Source organism: Acinetobacter sp. ANC 4470, assembly GCF_002135335.1.
Taxonomy (GTDB): Bacteria; Pseudomonadota; Gammaproteobacteria; order Pseudomonadales; family Moraxellaceae; genus Acinetobacter.
In genome coordinates this window covers 74987-92849 of sequence record NZ_NEGC01000007.1, presented here as the reverse complement: position 1 = coordinate 92849, position 17863 = coordinate 74987, and the positions used below count along the sequence as shown (strand labels likewise).

At 39.4% G+C, this 17863-nt stretch carries 15 protein-coding genes; 12 read left to right on the top strand and 3 right to left on the bottom strand.

All coding sequences use genetic code 11. From position 1 onward, the window contains the following. Position 1 precedes the first annotated feature (1 nt). The gene (locus B9T25_RS11425) at positions 2 to 760 is read right to left on the bottom strand and encodes a biotin--[acetyl-CoA-carboxylase] ligase (RefSeq protein WP_086188545.1); all 759 of its coding nucleotides are present in this window, start codon (positions 758 to 760) and stop codon (positions 2 to 4) included. Between the two features lie 30 nt (positions 761 to 790). Here B9T25_RS11425 and B9T25_RS11420 point away from each other — a divergent pair, with 30 nt between their 5' ends. The 5 genes from B9T25_RS11420 to ligA all read left to right on the top strand — a co-directional run bounded on the left by B9T25_RS11420 (position 791) and on the right by ligA (position 9151). After that, positions 791 to 1600, top strand: coding sequence for a sulfite exporter TauE/SafE family protein (locus B9T25_RS11420; protein WP_086188544.1), 810 nt, complete (start codon positions 791 to 793; stop codon positions 1598 to 1600). Between the two features lie 352 nt (positions 1601 to 1952). Continuing rightward, on the top strand, positions 1953 to 2648 hold the full coding sequence (locus B9T25_RS11415; protein ID WP_086188543.1) for a GntR family transcriptional regulator: 696 nt from the start codon (positions 1953 to 1955) through the stop codon (positions 2646 to 2648). Between the two features lie 10 nt (positions 2649 to 2658). Next, entirely contained in the window at positions 2659 to 6111 is a 3453-nt protein-coding gene (smc, locus tag B9T25_RS11410) for a chromosome segregation protein SMC (RefSeq protein ID WP_086188542.1), read from the top strand. 1 nt (position 6112) lies between these two features. Beyond that, positions 6113 to 7027, top strand: coding sequence for a cell division protein ZipA C-terminal FtsZ-binding domain-containing protein (locus B9T25_RS11405; RefSeq protein WP_086188541.1), 915 nt, complete (start codon positions 6113 to 6115; stop codon positions 7025 to 7027). A 90-nt stretch (positions 7028 to 7117) separates the two neighbouring features. After that, positions 7118 to 9151 carry an NAD-dependent DNA ligase LigA gene (gene ligA, locus B9T25_RS11400; RefSeq protein WP_086188540.1) on the top strand — a complete coding sequence of 678 codons (2034 nt, stop codon included), beginning with the start codon at positions 7118 to 7120 and terminating at the stop codon, positions 9149 to 9151. Between the two features lie 395 nt (positions 9152 to 9546). On the opposite strand, the gene B9T25_RS11395 is transcribed toward ligA, so the two are convergent. Next, positions 9547 to 10611 (bottom strand): SDR family oxidoreductase, encoded by a 1065-nt coding sequence (locus B9T25_RS11395; RefSeq protein WP_086188539.1) that lies wholly within the window; start codon positions 10609 to 10611, stop codon positions 9547 to 9549. Between the two features lie 337 nt (positions 10612 to 10948). Between B9T25_RS11395 and ftn the strand changes: the two genes are divergently transcribed. Further along, positions 10949 to 11413, top strand: a complete 465-nt coding sequence (ftn, locus tag B9T25_RS11390) for a heteropolymeric bacterioferritin subunit Ftn (protein WP_086188588.1) — start codon at positions 10949 to 10951, stop codon at positions 11411 to 11413. Positions 11414 to 11547: 134 nt separating this feature from the next. Here ftn and B9T25_RS11385 read toward each other — a convergent pair whose 3' ends face one another. After that, positions 11548 to 12120, bottom strand: coding sequence for a peroxiredoxin (locus B9T25_RS11385; RefSeq protein ID WP_086188538.1), 573 nt, complete (start codon positions 12118 to 12120; stop codon positions 11548 to 11550). A gap of 134 nt (positions 12121 to 12254) precedes the next feature. On the opposite strand from B9T25_RS11385, the gene B9T25_RS11380 reads away from it, so the two are divergent. The 6 genes from B9T25_RS11380 (at position 12255) to bioD (ending at position 17321) form a co-directional block, all read left to right on the top strand. Then, positions 12255 to 12578: a DUF6176 family protein gene (locus B9T25_RS11380; RefSeq protein ID WP_086188537.1), complete on the top strand. Its 324-nt coding sequence runs from the start codon at positions 12255 to 12257 to the stop codon at positions 12576 to 12578. Positions 12579 to 12605: 27 nt separating this feature from the next. Next, positions 12606 to 13325 carry a hydrolase gene (locus tag B9T25_RS11375; RefSeq protein WP_086188536.1) on the top strand — a complete coding sequence of 240 codons (720 nt, stop codon included), beginning with the start codon at positions 12606 to 12608 and terminating at the stop codon, positions 13323 to 13325. Between the two features lie 95 nt (positions 13326 to 13420). Further along, positions 13421 to 14713 carry an adenosylmethionine--8-amino-7-oxononanoate transaminase gene (bioA, locus tag B9T25_RS11370; RefSeq protein WP_086188535.1) on the top strand — a complete coding sequence of 431 codons (1293 nt, stop codon included), beginning with the start codon at positions 13421 to 13423 and terminating at the stop codon, positions 14711 to 14713. Then, complete coding sequence (locus B9T25_RS11365) at positions 14710 to 15879, top strand: 8-amino-7-oxononanoate synthase (RefSeq protein ID WP_086188534.1); 1170 nt, start codon at positions 14710 to 14712, stop codon at positions 15877 to 15879. Before bioA ends, B9T25_RS11365 begins: the two co-directional genes overlap by 4 nt. 24 nt (positions 15880 to 15903) lie before the next feature. Further along, positions 15904 to 16683: a malonyl-ACP O-methyltransferase BioC gene (bioC, locus tag B9T25_RS11360; RefSeq protein WP_086188533.1), complete on the top strand. Its 780-nt coding sequence runs from the start codon at positions 15904 to 15906 to the stop codon at positions 16681 to 16683. Further along, positions 16680 to 17321 carry a dethiobiotin synthase gene (gene bioD, locus B9T25_RS11355; protein ID WP_086188532.1) on the top strand — a complete coding sequence of 214 codons (642 nt, stop codon included), beginning with the start codon at positions 16680 to 16682 and terminating at the stop codon, positions 17319 to 17321. Before bioC ends, bioD begins: the two co-directional genes overlap by 4 nt. The last annotated feature ends 542 nt before the right edge of the window (positions 17322 to 17863 follow it).

Below are 17863 nucleotides of genomic sequence, written 5' to 3'. Positions count from 1 at the left end.
TCTAAAGAGCAGTTTCTAAGCGACGTAAGCGCCCTTGATAAAATTGTTTTAAACCTTCGCTGGTTTCAATGCTCACCGCACCATCATCTTGAATACCCATAAATATACCTGAGCAAAGCCCTGAGTAATGTTCAAACTCAACAGCTTGATTTTTAAATGCAGCATAATGGTTAAAACGGGCAGCAAGGTTGTAACAATGATGATCAAACCATTCACTGGCCTGTTGAATCGCTATATACAACTCAGCAATCAACTGCATACGAGAAATAGGGGTTAATCCTAATTCACTTAAGGATGTTGCATGCTGGTCAATATTTGCTTTGGGAATGGGTTCCAGATTGATACCAACACCGACAATCACTTGATGCGGAGAAAGTGGTTCAACTAAAATTCCGCCCCATTTACCTTGTGCACTATAAAGATCATTCGGCCATTTGACTTGTAGGTCTAAAGTTTTCAGACTCGGCATTTGCAAAATATTTAATGCAATTTCAAGGGCAAGCCGCCCATCAATGGCTGTTCGTGTATTGAGCAATGTGCTTAAATAGATATTCCCTTCAGGCGATACCCACTGTCGTTGACGTTGTCCACGACCTTGAGTTTGCTTTGTGCTACAGACTAAAACGCTGTGAATGCCTTTGAGGGCAATTTCACGGACATCATCATTGGTTGAAGTTGTGACTGGTTTCAGTATTAATACTTCTGGGCGCTGATGAGCGTCGTCGAGGATTTTTTGCAGTTGTCGAGTCTCTAAATCCATTTAAATCTAAGAAGCAGTGGAATGTGAATCATGGAGTTAATCATATATTTGTTAATTGGCGCAATGGCGGGTTTTGCTGCTGGCCTATTTGGCGTTGGTGGCGGTCTAATTATTGTCCCTATTTTATATATTGTGTTCACACAGCTGCATTATGATCCTTCAGTGATTATGCATTTGGCTGTTGGTACGTCCTTAGCCACGATTATTGTGACCTCCATCAGCTCTATTTCAGCACATCATAAACGTGGTGCTGTGATGTGGGATGTATTTCGTAATTTAGCACCCGGTCTGGCTTTAGGTTCATTTCTAGGTGCGGGGATTGCGGATTATATATCAGGTCAGGGTTTACAATTGCTGATCGGTTTTTTTGCGATTTGGGTGGGATATGGCATGTTTAATGGTGCAAGTAAGCCGGTTAATCCTTCCCACCATTTACCTACCAAAGGCATGCAAATGCTTGCAGGCGGTGGCATTGGTGTTGCGTCAGCTATATTTGGCATTGGTGGTGGCAGCCTTACAGTACCTTATTTAAATCGTCATGGTGTGGTCATTCAAAAAGCCGTGGCAACTTCGGCAGCAGGAGGGCTACCTATTGCAATTGCGGGTGCATTAGGCTTTATGTGGTTTGGTTCGAATTCAGCCGTTGAAGTGCCGCATAGTATTGGTTATGTACATGTGTATGCCTTTATTGGCATTAGCGTGATGAGTTTTATTACAGCTAAACTCGGGGCTAAAGTGGCACATAAGTTATCGCCAGCCATGCTCAAAAGATGCTTTGCCTGTCTTTTAACTATCGTCGGTTTATATTTCATTTACCAAGGCTTTTCGAGCTATTTTTAATGGGGTAAATTAAAATAGATGGATTGAGTTGCGCTATGATGAAGTTGTTCGCATCTTTTTTCTATATTTTAGGATGTTATATCGCTGAATTTTTTGATCGATATACTTTTTCATTCAATCGTCAAAAAAGGAATGAACCACTAAAAAATAGAATTTAGGTTTATTTTTTAGTGGTGAACGGGCTTCTCATTTATGTGAATGATTTAATTTTTTTTCAGATTGGCTGTATAGACTTAAAAATTGTCTGACAATGTCATTTTTTTTATGATGACAAGTGAGGTAAAAGAGAATATCAGTCAGCGTTTATGCTAATTTTTTCGATTGCATCTTATAAAAACAAAATAGGAATAGTATGCAAGAACAGGGGAAAGAGAGTTTGTCCGAACAAATTGCTAAACATATTAGTGAGCAAATTATTCGTGGTGAACTGGTAGAAGGTGAGCGCATTCAAGAGTTGCGAATTTCGGCTGAACTCGATGTCAGCCGTGGTTCTGTACGCGAAGCATTATTACTGTTAGAACGAACACAGCTGATTGAAATTTATCCACGTCGTGGTGCAGTTGTGTCAGAAATGTCTGCACAACAAGTACGTGCTTTATTTGATGTAAGTGCCTTGCTGTTGGGGCAAATTGTGCAGCGTATGGCAGAAGCTTGGCGCACACATGAAGCTGAAAAAATTCAAGCATTATTGGCACAGTTGCATGAAGAAACACGCCAAGGGCATACTGAAAAATTCTATGATTTAATCTTTCAAGGTTTGGCTCGTCAGCAGGAAATGGTGGGGAATCCCTATTTAATCAAGTTCTATCAAGAGTTACTGCCATCATTACGTCGTAGTTATTTTTTAACCTTAAACATCTCTCGTCGTGAGTTACAGGAATCATTTGACTTGTTTAAGTTGGTGACTGATGCAGTTTTGATCCGAAAATCACAACAAGCTACTTTATTTATGGATGATTTTTGTCGACACTTGCGTAACCTTGTGTTGGAATCTCTAACACGGATGAAACAAATCGAACTTGCATGGGCAAGACGTTCACGACGTTGATCAGGACATTATGCGTTTAAGCAGCTTAAAACTTTCCGGCTTTAAATCTTTTGCCGATAGTACGACTTTACACTTTAAGGCGAATCGTACCGCTGTGGTTGGGCCAAATGGCTGTGGTAAATCCAATGTGATTGATGCCATTCGTTGGGTCATGGGGGAATCAAGTGCACGGCAACTGCGTGGCGGTAGCATGCAGGATGTCATTTTCACAGGGACGGTCAAACGTAAACCTGTGGGCATGGCAACTGTTGAACTGCGCTTTGATAATACCTATGGCAAGCTTGGTGGTACATATAACGCCTACAATGAGTTGGCAGTGCGTCGTCAGGTTAACCGTGATGGCAAGTCTGAATATTTCTTAAATGGCACTAAATGCCGTCGTCGTGATATTACCGATATTTTCCTTGGTACAGGTCTAGGGCCACGTTCATATTCCATTATTGAACAAGGTATGATTAACCGTTTGGTCGATGCCAAACCAGATGAAATGCGCGTGTTCATTGAAGAAGCTGCTGGTGTTTCACGTTATCAAGCCCGCCGTCGTGAAACTTTATTGCATTTAGATCACACTACGCAAAATTTATCGCGTCTGGAAGACATTAATTTGGAACTCAAGTCACAGCTAAAAACGCTAAAACGTCAGTCTGAAACAGCTGTGCAATATAAAGAACTTGAAACCCAGATTCGAACCATCAAAGTTGAAGTATTGTCATTTCAATGTGAGCAAAGCAGTCATTTACAGCAAGAATATACCTTGCAGATGAATGCTTTAGGGGAAACCTTTAAGTTGGTTCGCTCTGAACTGAGTACTTTAGAACATGACTTAACTGCAACCAGTGAGTTATTTCAACGCCTGATTCAACAGTCCACGCCTTTGCAAAATGAATGGCAACAGGCGGAGAAAAAACTGTCTGAATTGAAAATGACGCTGGAACAAAAACAGTCTTTATTGCAGCAAAATACTGCAACTTTAACTCAATTGGAACAACAAAAATTACAAACCAAAGAACGACTACAGCTGATTGAACTGCAAATTGAAACCTTGCAAGCACAATACGAACAGCAGACCGAGCAATTGCAACAGCAAGAAAGTCAGAGTCAAGGTCAAACCCAAAGTATGGGTGATTTAAAAACACAGCAACAACAAGTGCAACAGCAGTTTGAATTGGTCAAAATTCAGGTTGAGAAACAGCAACAGCAAAAGCTGCAAATGTTGGCGCAAAGTGAACAATTAGCCAAAAATATTGTTCGGATAGAACAGCAAAAGCAAACCTTGCAACAGCAAACGGCTCAAATCCAAAACCAAAATCAGTTGGGTGATATTGAACAGCTAGAGCAGGAAAAAGTTCAATTTACGCAGCAGATTGAGCAGTTAGAACAAAATATTCAAATGCAGAAACAAACTTTAGAACTTGAACAGACGCAATATACGCAACAGAAAAATGATGCTGCAAGTTTGAAGTCAGCGATTCAAGTGTTGCAATCAGAACAAAAAAATCTGAATCAATTACTGATTAAAAACAGCCCAAAAGCTCGGAATGATGCTGTGCAGTTGATGCAGGTATTAAAGCTGAAAGATCAAGCTAAACCACATGCTAATTTAATTGAAAAGTTTTTGGCAAAATGGCTTTCTGCGCAAGTATTAGATGTGAATGCTAATTTCGCTGAAAGTACTGCCCGTCAGCTTAAAAGCAATCTTTTGCAAAATCGGATTCAGTTAGCTGATTTAGAGTGTTTAGCCGACTGGATTGAGTCACCACAGCATTCCATTTGGCAGCAGGTGGCTGTGGCAGACACGCTAACTCGGGTCTTGTCTTTGCAAAGCCAATTGAATTTAGGGCAGTCCATCTTAACTTTGGACGGTTATCATGTCGGTCTAGATTGGGTGATTGGTTTATTTTACGATGAAGCCAGTCAGGCTGGACAAGGGGCGTTAAGCCATCGCATTCGTTTAGATGAAATTGAAAGTGCACTGGCACAGCAGTTACCACAGCTAGAAGTCGTTGAACAACAATTACCAGAAGTCGTGCAACACATTCAAACTTTGCAAAAAAACATTCAAGGTCAGCAAGAGACGTTAAAGCAGCAACAAAAGGCATTGCAACAACTCGATGTCAAAATAGCGCAACTACAAAGTACCGTTCAGGCATTTTCAATGCAAAAGCAACAATTGCAAAATCAGTTACAACAACTGGATGAGCAGTTGGAAGAAGATGCTATGCAAAAAGATGATTTGGAAATTGATTTGCATGCCTTAAATTTGAAATTGGAACAGGCTTTACCGCATTATAAAACCATGCAATTTCAAGTTGAGGAACTCACCGAGCAGCTTGAAAATACTCAGCAGACTTGGCAGCAGGCACAGCAGGAATTGGAATTGCTGCGTCGTCAGAGCGCACAAACGGGACAGCAAACTGAACTCTTGGAAAAAGATGCTTCATTCTTAAAAGCGCAATATCAACAAATTATGCTGCAAATGGCACAGGCGAAAAATTTTGTTGATCCTGTGCAATTGGAGTTACCTGTACTAGAGTCACAATTTAATCAACAAGCTCAAGTGACAGAGAAATTGCAAAAGACTTGGCATGAATGGCAAGTTGAACTGAATAATCTACAAGAAAAACAGCAGTCTTTAACTGAAAAGCGTCATCAACAGCAACAACAAGATGAAAAATTACGTGGTCAATTGGAAGAAAAACGTCTGGCTTGGCAAGTGGCGAAATCTGACTTACAGCATTATTCAGAACAGTTGGCTGCTTTAAATAGTGAAGTTATTACAGGTTTAAGCATTGATTTGGTGGCACATCAACAACAGCTTGAGAGAGCACAACAACGCTTTGATAAGTTGGGGGCGGTGAATTTAGCCGCCTCGGAAGAATATGAAGAAGTGTCGAAGCGTTTTGCCGAACTGAGTCACCAAATTGAAGACTTGGAAAAAACGGTCGATCAATTAAAAAATGCCATGAAAAGTATTGATCAAGAAACCCGTAAATTGTTTATGACCACCTTCGATCAGGTCAATCTCGAGCTACAAGATTTGTTTCCTAAAGTATTTAATGGTGGGGAAGCGAGTTTAAGTCTTGAAGATGATTGGCAATCGGGTGTAAAACTAATAGCTCGACCACCAGGTAAACGTAACAGTTCTTTGGCATTGTTATCGGGTGGTGAAAAAGCACTCACGGCATTGGCATTGGTATTTGCAATCTTCCGTTTAAATCCCGCACCGTTCTGTGTTTTAGATGAAGTGGATGCGCCTTTGGATGATGCCAATGTGGGAAGATTTTGTAATTTGGTAAAAGAGCTTTCTGAACACGTGCAATTCATTTACATTACTCATAATAAAGTTGCAATGACGATGGCAACTGATTTGTTAGGTGTTACCATGCCAGAACCTGGTACATCAAAATTAGTCACTGTCGATTTGGAACAAGCAAAAGAATATGGTTTAGTCGCGGAGTCATAATATGGAAGTCACAACCGTTGTTGGTATTGTTATCGCCGTTATCATTATGTTATTCGGTTTAAGAATACTGTTTAAAAAACCTGCTGATGCAGCACCTTCATTAGATTCAGAACTGCATGTCGACTCAGACAGTCAGCAGCCTGTGATTCCTCGCCATGTACGTGATCAATTACAAAGTGCCACAGAAACTGCAAGTGTTGAACGCGTTGAACCTACGTTAAAAACTGAAAATGCTGAGGTTAACGCAGCAGAAACCAGCAGTCATACTGAATTAGCAGCAGATTCGCTTGAACCTATATTGGCTAAAGAAGTCGATGTTGTAACAGAACAATCTCTTTCTGTGGAAAAAACAGAAGCAAAAGAGTCCGCAGAATTTAACCTGAATGCCAATATCGCCAAAGCTGAAATTTCAGAGTTTGAAGAAGAAAGCAGCATTTTGGATGAACATTTACATGAACAGCAACGCGTTGATGAGGAAAGTGCTTTATCCACCGCGGTTGAATTCATTGCGTTAAATATTTATCCAGAACGTCGTGTGCTTTCAGGTGAAAAAACCTTAAAAGTGTTGCTTAAATATGGTCTACGTTTTGGTGAAATGGCGTGTTTCCATCGTTATAGTCAAGATGATAGCAAATTACTCTTTTCTGTTTTACAAATCACCGATGAAGGTGCGGCAGGCTTTGACCTTGAAACCTTGTCCACTGAAGAAGTGAAAGGTTTGGCATTTTTCTTAGCGTTACCGCATAGTGACGTACAAAATGCTTTTGACACCATGGACAGTATTTCGCGCTTAATTGCCCGTGAAATTGATGGCACAGTTTACGATCAAAATAATCAGGAGTTTACTCCGCAGTTGCGTGAGCAATGGCGTCATCAAGCGATTGACTATCGTTCAGGACATGTAGCAGAAGTTTAGTTTGAAACTAAACGGCTCGATTTCTATAATAGCGAGTAGATAAAATTTTTTAAGGGCGGAAAATAGACCGCCCTTTTTTATGGTGAAGAAATGACTCAAGATTCAACTATCAAAGCGCAAATGCGTCAATTGATCCAAATTTTAGCCAAGCATAATCATGCTTATTATGTAATGGATCAACCGACCATTGAAGATAGTGAATATGATCAACTGTTTCATCAACTGAAAGCTTTAGAACAGCAATATCCAGAATATATACAAGCCGATACACCAACTCATAAGGTAGGCGGTAAAGCACTACCTAAATTTGAAAGTATTACCCATGTTGTGCCAATGCTGTCATTGGGTAATGTATTTAATCAAGAAGATCTGTTTGCATTTGCACGTCGTATTGAAGAACGCTTGCCGAATCAAAAAATTCAATATGATGTTGAGTTAAAATTTGATGGCTTAGCAATTTCACTTTGGTATGAAAACGGGATATTGATTCGTGGTGTGACTCGCGGCGATGGTGAAACGGGTGAAGACATTACTCAAAATGTTAAAACCATTCGTAACTTACCGAAAGTCCTTTCATCCGCTAAAGTTGCTGTTCCTGCATTGTTAGAAGTACGTGGTGAAGTGCTCATGCCTAAAGCAGGCTTTGAGAAACTGAATGCCGAGAATGAAGCCAAAGGTGAAAAAACTTTTGCTAATCCACGTAATGCGGCGGCAGGCAGTTTACGTCAGTTAGACCTAGCGATAGCGGCTTCACGTCCTTTGGCCTTTTATGCCTATGGTATTGCACAATGTGAGCCAAATCATGGTTTAACGTCGATGTCAGAAAGCTTACAGTGGTTAACCAATTTTGGTTTTGCTGTCGGTGAGCGCCATTTTCTTTGCGATAGCATTCAAGAAGTTCAAGAAAAATATGAACAGATTAATGTAGAGCGTCCAAATTTAAGCGTTGAAATTGATGGCATGGTGGTTAAGGTTGATGATCTAAAACAGCAACAACAGTTGGGTTTTCTAAGTCGTGAGCCACGTTGGGCAACTGCCTATAAATTTCCAGCCGTTGCTGCGTTAACCACGGTTGAAAATATTGATTGGCAAGTGGGTCGGACGGGAACTTTAACCCCTGTAGCGCGTTTAAATCCAGTTGCTGTGGGCGGAGTCACGGTATCCAATGTGACATTGCACAACATTGGTGAAATCCATCGTTTAGATGTTCGTATTGGCGATACCGTTAGTGTATATCGTAGTGGTGATGTGATTCCGAAAGTTGAAAAAGTTTGGCCCGAATTTCGTCCTGATCATACAGTAGAAGTTCATTTACCAGAAAATTGTCCAGTCTGTGAGTCACCAGTGGTGATGCCAGAAGGTGAAGCACTGGCGCGTTGTTCGGGTGGATTATATTGTGCAGCCCAACGTATTGAAGCGATTCGTCATTTTGTTTCACGTAAAGCACTAGATATTGAAGGTCTGGGGGATCGTTGGGTGGAATCTTTATTACACCTCAACCTGTTAAAAAATGTCGCTGATATTTACAGTTTACATGAGCATCGTGAGCAATTACTAACGATTGAAAAAATGGGCGAGAAATCTGTTCAAAACTTATTTGATGCAATTGAAAATAGTAAAAAAACCACTCTTGCTGCTTTTATTTATGCCTTAGGCATTCGCGGTGTAGGTGAAACGACAGCACGTATGTTAGCCAATACTTTTCAAACTTTGGAAGCCTTACAAAATGCCGATATTGAAACTTTAAAGAAAACACCTGATGTCGGTGACATTACCGCAGAATGGATTATTGATTTTTTCCAAGCGCCGCATAATTTGGAAGTGGTTCAACGTTTAATTGATGCAGGTATCCATTGGGATGCGCCAATTGCACCGACACGTCAGCCATTTAATGGCGAAAGTTGGGTGATTACAGGCACGCTCAGTCAAATGGGACGTGATGAAGCAACACAAATGTTGCAAGCTTTAGGGGCTCGGGTGAGTGGTAGTATTTCTAGTAAAACTAAATGTCTGGTTGCTGGTGAAAAGGCAGGCTCTAAACTCGAAAAAGCTGAAAAGTTAGGTGTGAAAGTGATGAATGAACAAGAGTTTATTGCCTTAATGACAGACTATGGGCAAATCTAAGCTGTATTGAATCTATAAAAAAGCCACCAAATTGGTCATGTCAGTCAGTTAATAAATTGACTGACTTTTTTTATTTTAAACTCATGATATTATTTGATACGCGGAAACGTTATCCGCAACTTGAGCAATAAATAAAGCACGGCTTTATTTTGCAGCGCAAGGAAAAAACACTTTGAAAATTAAGGTTTCTGCGATGAATTGATCAATAAAAGGTATTTGACGAGTTTTGCGGATGACAAATGCTTTTGGTTCTTTTGGCGTAACAAAGAACAAACGAGCTCCAAGTATTTGATTTAAAAATATAAGACTCCGTCATGAATAACTAAAAAGCTAAGGAGTTAATTGTAAACCCCTTAACTGATTAGTATTACACCGAATTGGTGGCTTTTTTGAGCTTAAAGGTATTTTTTCACCACACCATCATCAAGCAGTTGTTGAAAATGTTCAACCAAACTGGTTTCAATATTACGATATTCGATGTCAAACTCTTGCTTGCTTTTATCTGCATTGAAGTAAATTGGATAGCCCATATTCAGCTCGACAAAGTCTTTAGAAAACCCAGCCAATGGACCAAAAATTTTAAAAGCAACTTTCGGTAAATGATTACGAGGGAACGGGAATTTATGGCCAAAGTTTTGACGTAAAATTTTGCCCATTTCTAATAAGCTAAGTGTGCCACCGCTAATAATATAACGACCTTGAGCATCGGCTTTAAATGCAGCATGGATATGGGCATCGGCAACATCACGTACATCAACAATACCATTCCACATTGGCGGTACGCCTAAAAGCGTCATACCATTGGTAAATTGTTGCAAGACTTCGACACTGCCTGATTGTGTATTTGGCGTTAGAGAAGGGCCAAGAACCAAAGCAGGATTAATACAGATTAAATCCCAACGGTTTTGTGCCTTTTGCATGTCCCAAGCTTTACGCTCTGCCATGACTTTAGAGTATGGATAAGGTTGATGGGTTTCAGAACTGCTGGTATTCCAATGTGATTCATCAAAGCTATTATTTGCAGTTTGTTGAATGTCGATTGCATCACCATAAGTGGAAGCAATACTTGACGTCACCACCACACGTTTTACCGATTCAGTTTTATTGACACTGTTAAGTACATTTTCTGTGCCTAAAATAGCAGGTTCAATAATGTCTTTGACAGCATCTTTAAAGTTGGTGACCACAAAAGGAGAAGCCATATGTAAAACGATTTCACAGCTTTGCATCGCTTCATCAAAAGAATTTGCTTCAAGTAAATTGGCTTTAAAGAGTTTTAGCGTGCCTGTACTTTGTGCTGCAATTTTTTCTAAATGGGCAAAACTCGTTTTCTTATTTAGATCACGTACGGTGGCATGCACCTGATGACCTTGTTCGAGCAGTTTTTGAATGACCCAGCTGGCAATATAACCTGTTGCACCAGTCACTAAAATTGGAGCTGTATTCTGAGGAGATGTCATTTTTAAGCCATTGTTATTTTCACGTATACGTATGATAGTCAGAAAAAAGTGGCTTGTCTCGGGCTGAAGATGAAACTTCACAGTCAGAAAAGACAAATCAGTATAATTATGGATTTGTTACAAAAAACTATATTTAGAAGTTGGAGAAAAAATGACGCGGATTTGAGTCATAAAACCTGCAACAGCTTGTTTTCTAAATAGGTATTTGATGATTTTAAGTGCAAATGCGTATGTTTCTCATTTTTATTTTATAAAAATCATAAACTTACATAATTTTTACTTTGCATTGATGCTCAGTTTTGCTCATAATGTTAAAAAAGGGTATGGAGTATTGGAAATGCGTGGCAATCCAGAAGTTGTAGATTTTCTTAATATGTTGATCGGTGGTGAACTGGCTGCTCGTGATCAATATTTAATCCATTCTCGTATGTATGAAGATTGGGGTTTAACCAAAATTTTTGCACGTATTGATCATGAAATGCAAGAAGAAGCAGCGCATGCCGATTCGATTATTCGCCGTGTCTTATTTTTAGAAGGCACACCAAATATGAATCGTGATGATATCGAAACAGGCGAAGATGTGGTCAGCTGCTTAAAAGCAGATTTAAAACTTGAATATCATGTTCGTGAAAAACTGGCTCAAGGTGTGAAACTTTGCGAAGAAAAAGGCGATTACGTGACTCGTGATATGCTTCGTCAACAAATGTCGGATACTGAAGAAGATCATACTTATTGGTTGGAAAAACAAATTCGTTTGATTGAATTGATTGGTTTGCAAAACTATATTCAATCACAAATGTAAGATTTTGGTTTTACATAAAAAAGCTCAGTGAATACTGAGCTTTTTTATTGGTGCTCTAAATACTTTTAAGTGATGAGTCATCTAAAAGATTGCTATTAAACAATGTATATCGTCTGAATGGATATAGGCTAAAATTATTTTTTAGAAAACTTTTGAATATCTGCTAAAACCTGAGCGGCATGGGACTGCGCATTTACACTGTTATAGTGATAAACAATGGTTCCTTTGGGATCAATTAAAAAGCTTTCCCGCTTTGCTATTTTAGTCACACCTAAATTTCGTACAATACCGAATTGATTGGCTAATTGATGATTATTGTCTGCCAAAATAGGAAAAGGTAAGCCTAATTTTTCAGAAAATTTTTGATGAGATTGCACATCATCTAAGCTGACCCCAAGAACAACGGCATTACTTTTTAAAAACTGTGGATACAGTGCTTTAAATTGATTGGCTTCTTGAGTGCAGCCGGGTGAATTATCTTTTGGGTAAAAATAAAGCACCACCCATTTGCCTTTATATTGGCTCAATTCATGCCATTTTTTATTTTGATCTTGTAACTTAAACATGGGGGCAGGTTTGCCAACCCATTGCTTTTGTTGAGTATCAGTTTTGGTGAAAATAGAATTTTCCGCATGGCTTAAGGTGGAAAATCCAACAGATGTGCTGATACAAACCAAGCCAATGCCAAAGAATTTTGTATAGTTCATATCGTTGACTTTTTATTAGGAGTGAACTCAGTTTAGCAGAATTTAGAATTTTGCAGTGCTGGAAATTGTTCAGGTTTTTGCATGGAAAGCGTATGTTGTAAAGATGGATAAAAATTATAAAATAAGAGCAATCTATGGATGTTGGCGCGGTATTAATCAAATTAAAGCCTGATACTTTGGATCATGTTGAAGCGTGGAAAAAAGAACTGAATGAGCGTAAAGATGAAGCGATAGAAACACTTCGGGCAGAAGGTGCGCATGTGGAATCATGGTTTCACTTGGGGCTAGAAAGTCAAGATTATTTGTTAGCCTATATGCGGGCAGATGATATTGAACAAGCTCAGCACATAGGTAGAAATAGCCATTTGCCGATTGATCAGGTGCATAAACAATTTAAAAATAATTGGGCAAAGGTTTTTCCTGCAAAGTTATTGCTAGATTTGGAAAATAATGCTTAGTTTATATTTTTTAATTTGGGGCTGATTGTGAAAGAACGTATTTTACTGATTACAGGCTGGGGTGGGGGGACGAAACTCCTTTATTCATTACAACAGGCTCTGCAACAACAGGGTCATCAAGTTGAGCTGATCAATATTTTTAATGCTTTTGATCAAGATATTTTGCAACACAAGGCTGAATGGGCGCGTCAATTTGATGTGATTATCGGTTGGTCTTTAGGCGGACAGCTTGCCAGTCTTTTGGTGGATGAAATTGAACAACACTATGCTGAACAAAAGATTTTAATCACTTTGGCATCCAATCCGTGTTTTGTCGCCAATGACACATGGCAAACAGCTATGCCACCACAGACCTTTCAAGTTTTTAAACAATCCTTTGAACAGGATGCGCTTGCGACACTGAAGAAATTTGGCTATATGGTTTGTCAGGGTATAGAAGGTAGCAAAAAAGACTTCATCACCTTACAAAGTTTAATTCAGCCGCAACAGTTTGATCTGCTTAAACAGGGTTTAGACTTGCTGGAAAATTTAAATATTGTCGATATCTTAAAGAATTATCAGGGTAAGCAGTATCATATTTTTGCCGAGCAGGATGTCTTAGTTGATTGCAAAGTTGTTCAAAATTTCCAACAATTCGACGCAAAATTTTTGCAGGTGGAGTTCATTCAAGGTTCACATGGTTGTCCTGTCTTTAAAGCTGAACTCATAACTGACAAAATCTGCCAATATTTACAGAAAATGAATTAAACATCTTGATAAGTGGCAAATATCGCAATTTATTTTTTATCTGTGCAGGTTTAAGATCGACAAAATAGATTTTTGCTGTAACAGTGGAGTTAAGGATGACCAAATTAAATGATCTGCAATTTGATCTTGAACACATCTGGCATCCCTATACCTCCATGACCAAGCCTTTACCTGTCTTTAAGGTAAAGCAGGCTTATGGTGCAATTATTGAATTAGATGATGGTCGTCAGTTGATTGATGGCATGTCATCTTGGTGGTGTGCCATTCACGGTTATAACCATCCAGAATTGAATCAGGCGGTAACGGATCAATTACAGAAGATGTCGCATATCATGTTTGGTGGTTTCACTCATGAACCTGCCATTGAACTGGGTAAACTTCTGCTCCAAATTACCCCGCCCAGTTTAGATAAAATTTTCTATGCCGATTCAGGCTCTGTAGCGGTAGAAGTTGCCTTGAAAATGGCGGTACAGTATTGGTCATCGCAAGGGAAAAAAGAGAAGAGCAACTTTGTTACACCACGTTCGGGCTACCACGGGGATACGTGGAATGCCATGTCAGTCTGCGACCCTGTGACAGGTATGCATCAAATTTTTGGTTCAAGTTTACCGAATCGTATTTTTGTGCCTGCACCGCAAGTCGGTTTTTATGATGAGTGGGATCAGGCAGATATTGCCGAACTGGAACAGACTTTGGCTGAGCATCATCAAAGTATTGCTGGACTCATTTTAGAGCCGATTGTGCAAGGTGCAGGAGGCATGCGGTTTTACCATCCTGAATATTTGCGTCAAGCCAAATTACTCTGTGAAAAATATAATATTTTGCTGATTTTTGATGAAATTGCTACAGGTTTTGGGCGCACAGGTAAAATGTTTGCGTGGGAACATGCTCAAGTTGAACCTGACATTATGTGTATCGGTAAGGGCTTAACGGGCGGTTATATGACATTGTCTGCCACCTTAACCAGTAAAAAAGTCGCGGGAACCATTAGTCAGGGCGAGGCAGGTGTATTTATGCATGGCCCCACTTTTATGGCGAATCCTCTGGCATGTGCTGTCGCAGTCAAAAGTACCCAAGTCTTATTGGCACAAGACTGGCAAGCCAATATTCAACGTATCAAACAACAATTATCAGTGCATTTACAGCCATTGTCACAACTTGAATATGTGCAGGATGTCCGTATTTTGGGGGCAATTGGTGTGGTGGAACTGACCTTTAATGTCGATATGAAAACCTTACAACAAGAATTCGTGCGTCGTGGTATTTGGATCCGTCCATTCGGAAAATTGGTCTATGTAATGCCACCGTACATCATCACGGAAAATGAACTTAAAACTTTATTGCAACAATTGGTCGAAGTGGTTGAACAGATGGAGCATTCGGCATGAGTCAACTTGAGCAACATCTGGATCATTATTCAGCGCAACTTGAGCAATTAAAACAACAAGGTAATTTACGTCAATTTACGTCGAATATTCAGCACGGTCGCACGATTCAAATTAACGGTCATAGCATGCTGAATCTTAGCTCGAATGATTATTTAGGCTTAGCTTCAGATCTTCATTTACGTGAACAATTTTTCGATCAAACACCGAATGATTTACGTATTATGAGCTCATCATCCTCTCGTTTATTGACAGGAAACTTTCCTGAATATGAACAGTTTGAAGCAAGTTTAACTCAGGCATTTCATGGACGGTCAGCGCTGTTATTTAACAGTGGTTATCACATGAATATTGGTATTTTGCCTGCACTGAGTGATGCAAAAACCTTAATCCTTGCAGATAAACTCATTCATGCCAGCATGATTGATGGCATCCGTTTGTCGTCGGCTAAATATGTGCGGTATCATCATAATGACTTGAATCATTTAAGCCAACTTTTACAAAAATATCATGCCGATGAAAGCTTTGATCGCATTATTGTGGTGACTGAATCCATCTTTAGTATGGATGGTGATGAGACAGATTTAGCTGAATTGGTGCGGATTAAACAGCAATTTAGCAAAGTCATGCTTTATGTCGATGAAGCGCATGCGATAGGTGTACGTGGCGAGCAAGGTTTGGGCTGTGCGCAACAATATGGTGTGATCGATGAGATTGATTTTTTGGTTGGCACTTTTGGTAAAGCCTTAGCTTCTGTCGGTGGCTATTTGATTTGTCATGCCATCATTTGTGATTATTTGATTAATAGCATGCGACCTCTTATTTTTAGTACGGCACAACCACCAGTCTGTATGGCGTGGACAAATTTTATTTTCCAAAAAGTTTTAGAATTAAATCAACAGCGTCAGCATTTACAACAAATTAGTCAGTATTTACAACAAGCAGTGCAAAGCAAAGGTTTTGATTGCCCATCGACTTCGCATATTGTGCCTGTCATTATTGGTGAGTCACAAAAAACAGTGAATAAAGCCAAAGCCTTACAACAGCAAGGTTTTTACATTATGCCTGTACGGCCACCGACAGTGCCGCAGCATGGTTCACGGTTGCGGATTTGCTTAACTTCGCAAATGAATCAGGCTGATTTGGCTCAGTTGGTTGCATTGTTGTGAGTATTTTGCTGTGAGTGATGCATTGTGAAAAATCTCAATATTGATAAAGCCCAAGTCGCTCAGCGTTTTGAAAAGGCGGGGAAAAGCTATACGCAGCATGCCGTGGTGCAAAAGCAGATTTGTCAGCATTTATTGGAATTGATGCAGAATTACTTGCCCAAAACAAAGGTTGATCGTGTTTTTGAAATAGGTTGTGGCTCGGGCAATTTAAGTCATTTGTTGGTGCGGAATTTTAAGTTTAATCAATTGATATTGAATGATTTATACCCTGAAGTTCAGCAGCATTTTTCTGAATCGAAGCAACTGCAATGGCTGATCGGTGATATTGAACAGCTGCAATTTCCCCAAGGTTTAGATCTGATCGTTTCAAGTTCCGCATTGCAGTGGCTATTTGATTTAGATGCGATTTTTAACCAATGTGCAAATGCTTTAATTGCTGAAGGTTATTTATGTTTTTCGACCTTTGGACAGCAAAACCTCAAAGAGATTAAAGCATTAACGGGGCAAGGTTTGGATTATCTTAATCTTGCAACTATTCAGGAAAAACTGATTGCTCAGGGCTTTGATATTATTCATTTATCTGAAAATATTGAAATTTTAGATTTTGAGCATCCAAAACAAGTGTTACAGCATTTAAAAGCCACGGGTGTCACGGCAACAGCGTCTAAGCATCGTTGGAGCAAACAGTCGTTACAACAATTTTATTTAGATTATCAACAGTTTTCAAATGTGGATCAGTCAGGTCAAGCAAGCTATCGCCTGAGCTATCATCCTATTTATTGTATTGCACGGAGAAAGCCATGAGCGCACCTGTATATTTTATCAGTGGTATTGATACAGGGATTGGCAAGACCTATACGACGGGTTATTTGGCAAAGTTATGGAACGAGCAGGGGCAAAAAACCATTACCCAAAAGCTGATTCAAACGGGTAATGTTGATATTTCTGAAGATATTGAACAGCACCGTGAAATTATGGGGATGGGCTGGTTGCCTGAGGATTACAGCAAACTGACCATGCCTGAGATTTTTACTTATCCTGCATCGCCCCATTTAGCCACGAAGATTGATGGTCGTGAAATTGATTTTCACAAAATTGCCGATGCAACCCAACAGCTCGCTGAAAAATATGATCTGGTGTTGCTTGAAGGTGCTGGTGGTTTGATGGTGCCTTTAACCACAGATCTACTGACTATTGATTATATTGTGGAGAAAAAATTCCCTGTCATTTTGGTCAGTTCAGGGCGTTTAGGCAGTATTAACCATACGCTTTTAAGTTTGGAAGCCCTTAAAATCCGTGGTTTAGAACTGTATGCTTTGGCCTATAATTTAAATGATGAATCGCAAGATGCACTGATTTCCCAAGATACAGCCGCCTATTTAAAGGCATATTTGGCGAAGCATTTTCCCAAAGCACTGTGGATTGATATTCCAGTCCTTTAAAAAAATTCTTCTTTTTTCAGCTGTAAAAAAGCCATTCAAATTAGTTAATGCTGATCAGTTAAAGGATTTTACAATCAACTCCTTAGCTTTTTAGTGATTCACGACGGAGTCTTATGTTTATTAAATTAAATACTTAGAGCTCATCTGTTACTTTGGATAAGCCCAAATGAGAAGCCTCAAAATATATTTTGAGTTCGCAAGAAAGGCATCTTGCGGCGCAGTGCGCCTCACCGCAAAACTCGTCAAATACCTTTTATTGATCAATTCATCGCAGAAATCTTAATTTTCAAAGTGTTTTTTCCTTGCGCTGCAAAATAAAGCCGTGCTTTATTTATTGCTCAAGTTGCGGATGACATTTCCGCGTATCGAATAACATTATGAATTTAAAATAAAAAAAGCCAGTCAAGCTCTTAGCTGACCGGCTTTTATTTAAAGCAATTTAAGTATTAAAACTTCTTAAAGCCTTTATTGATACCAAAAGGTTTGCGTGGAGCAAATTTGTTTTCATTACGGTTTTCGTTATCCATAGTGTTACCGTTACG

Bases quoted from the DNA above. Each gene is read 5' to 3' on its own strand.
- B9T25_RS11420 (WP_086188544.1), top strand. From the start codon at position 791: ATGGAGTTAATCATATATTTGTTAATTGGCGCAATGGCGGGTTTTGCT.
- bioD (WP_086188532.1), top strand. From the start codon at position 16,680: ATGAGCGCACCTGTATATTTTATCAGTGGTATTGATACAGGGATTGGC.
- B9T25_RS11415 (WP_086188543.1), top strand. From the start codon at position 1,953: ATGCAAGAACAGGGGAAAGAGAGTTTGTCCGAACAAATTGCTAAACAT.
- B9T25_RS11425 (WP_086188545.1), bottom strand. From the start codon at position 760: ATGGATTTAGAGACTCGACAACTGCAAAAAATCCTCGACGACGCTCAT.
- B9T25_RS11365 (WP_086188534.1), top strand. From the start codon at position 14,710: ATGAGTCAACTTGAGCAACATCTGGATCATTATTCAGCGCAACTTGAG.
- bioA (WP_086188535.1), top strand. From the start codon at position 13,421: ATGACCAAATTAAATGATCTGCAATTTGATCTTGAACACATCTGGCAT.
- ligA (WP_086188540.1), top strand. From the start codon at position 7,118: ATGACTCAAGATTCAACTATCAAAGCGCAAATGCGTCAATTGATCCAA.
- B9T25_RS11405 (WP_086188541.1), top strand. From the start codon at position 6,113: ATGGAAGTCACAACCGTTGTTGGTATTGTTATCGCCGTTATCATTATG.
- smc (WP_086188542.1), top strand. From the start codon at position 2,659: ATGCGTTTAAGCAGCTTAAAACTTTCCGGCTTTAAATCTTTTGCCGAT.
- ftn (WP_086188588.1), top strand. From the start codon at position 10,949: ATGCGTGGCAATCCAGAAGTTGTAGATTTTCTTAATATGTTGATCGGT.
- B9T25_RS11395 (WP_086188539.1), bottom strand. From the start codon at position 10,611: ATGACATCTCCTCAGAATACAGCTCCAATTTTAGTGACTGGTGCAACA.
- B9T25_RS11385 (WP_086188538.1), bottom strand. From the start codon at position 12,120: ATGAACTATACAAAATTCTTTGGCATTGGCTTGGTTTGTATCAGCACA.
- B9T25_RS11380 (WP_086188537.1), top strand. From the start codon at position 12,255: ATGGATGTTGGCGCGGTATTAATCAAATTAAAGCCTGATACTTTGGAT.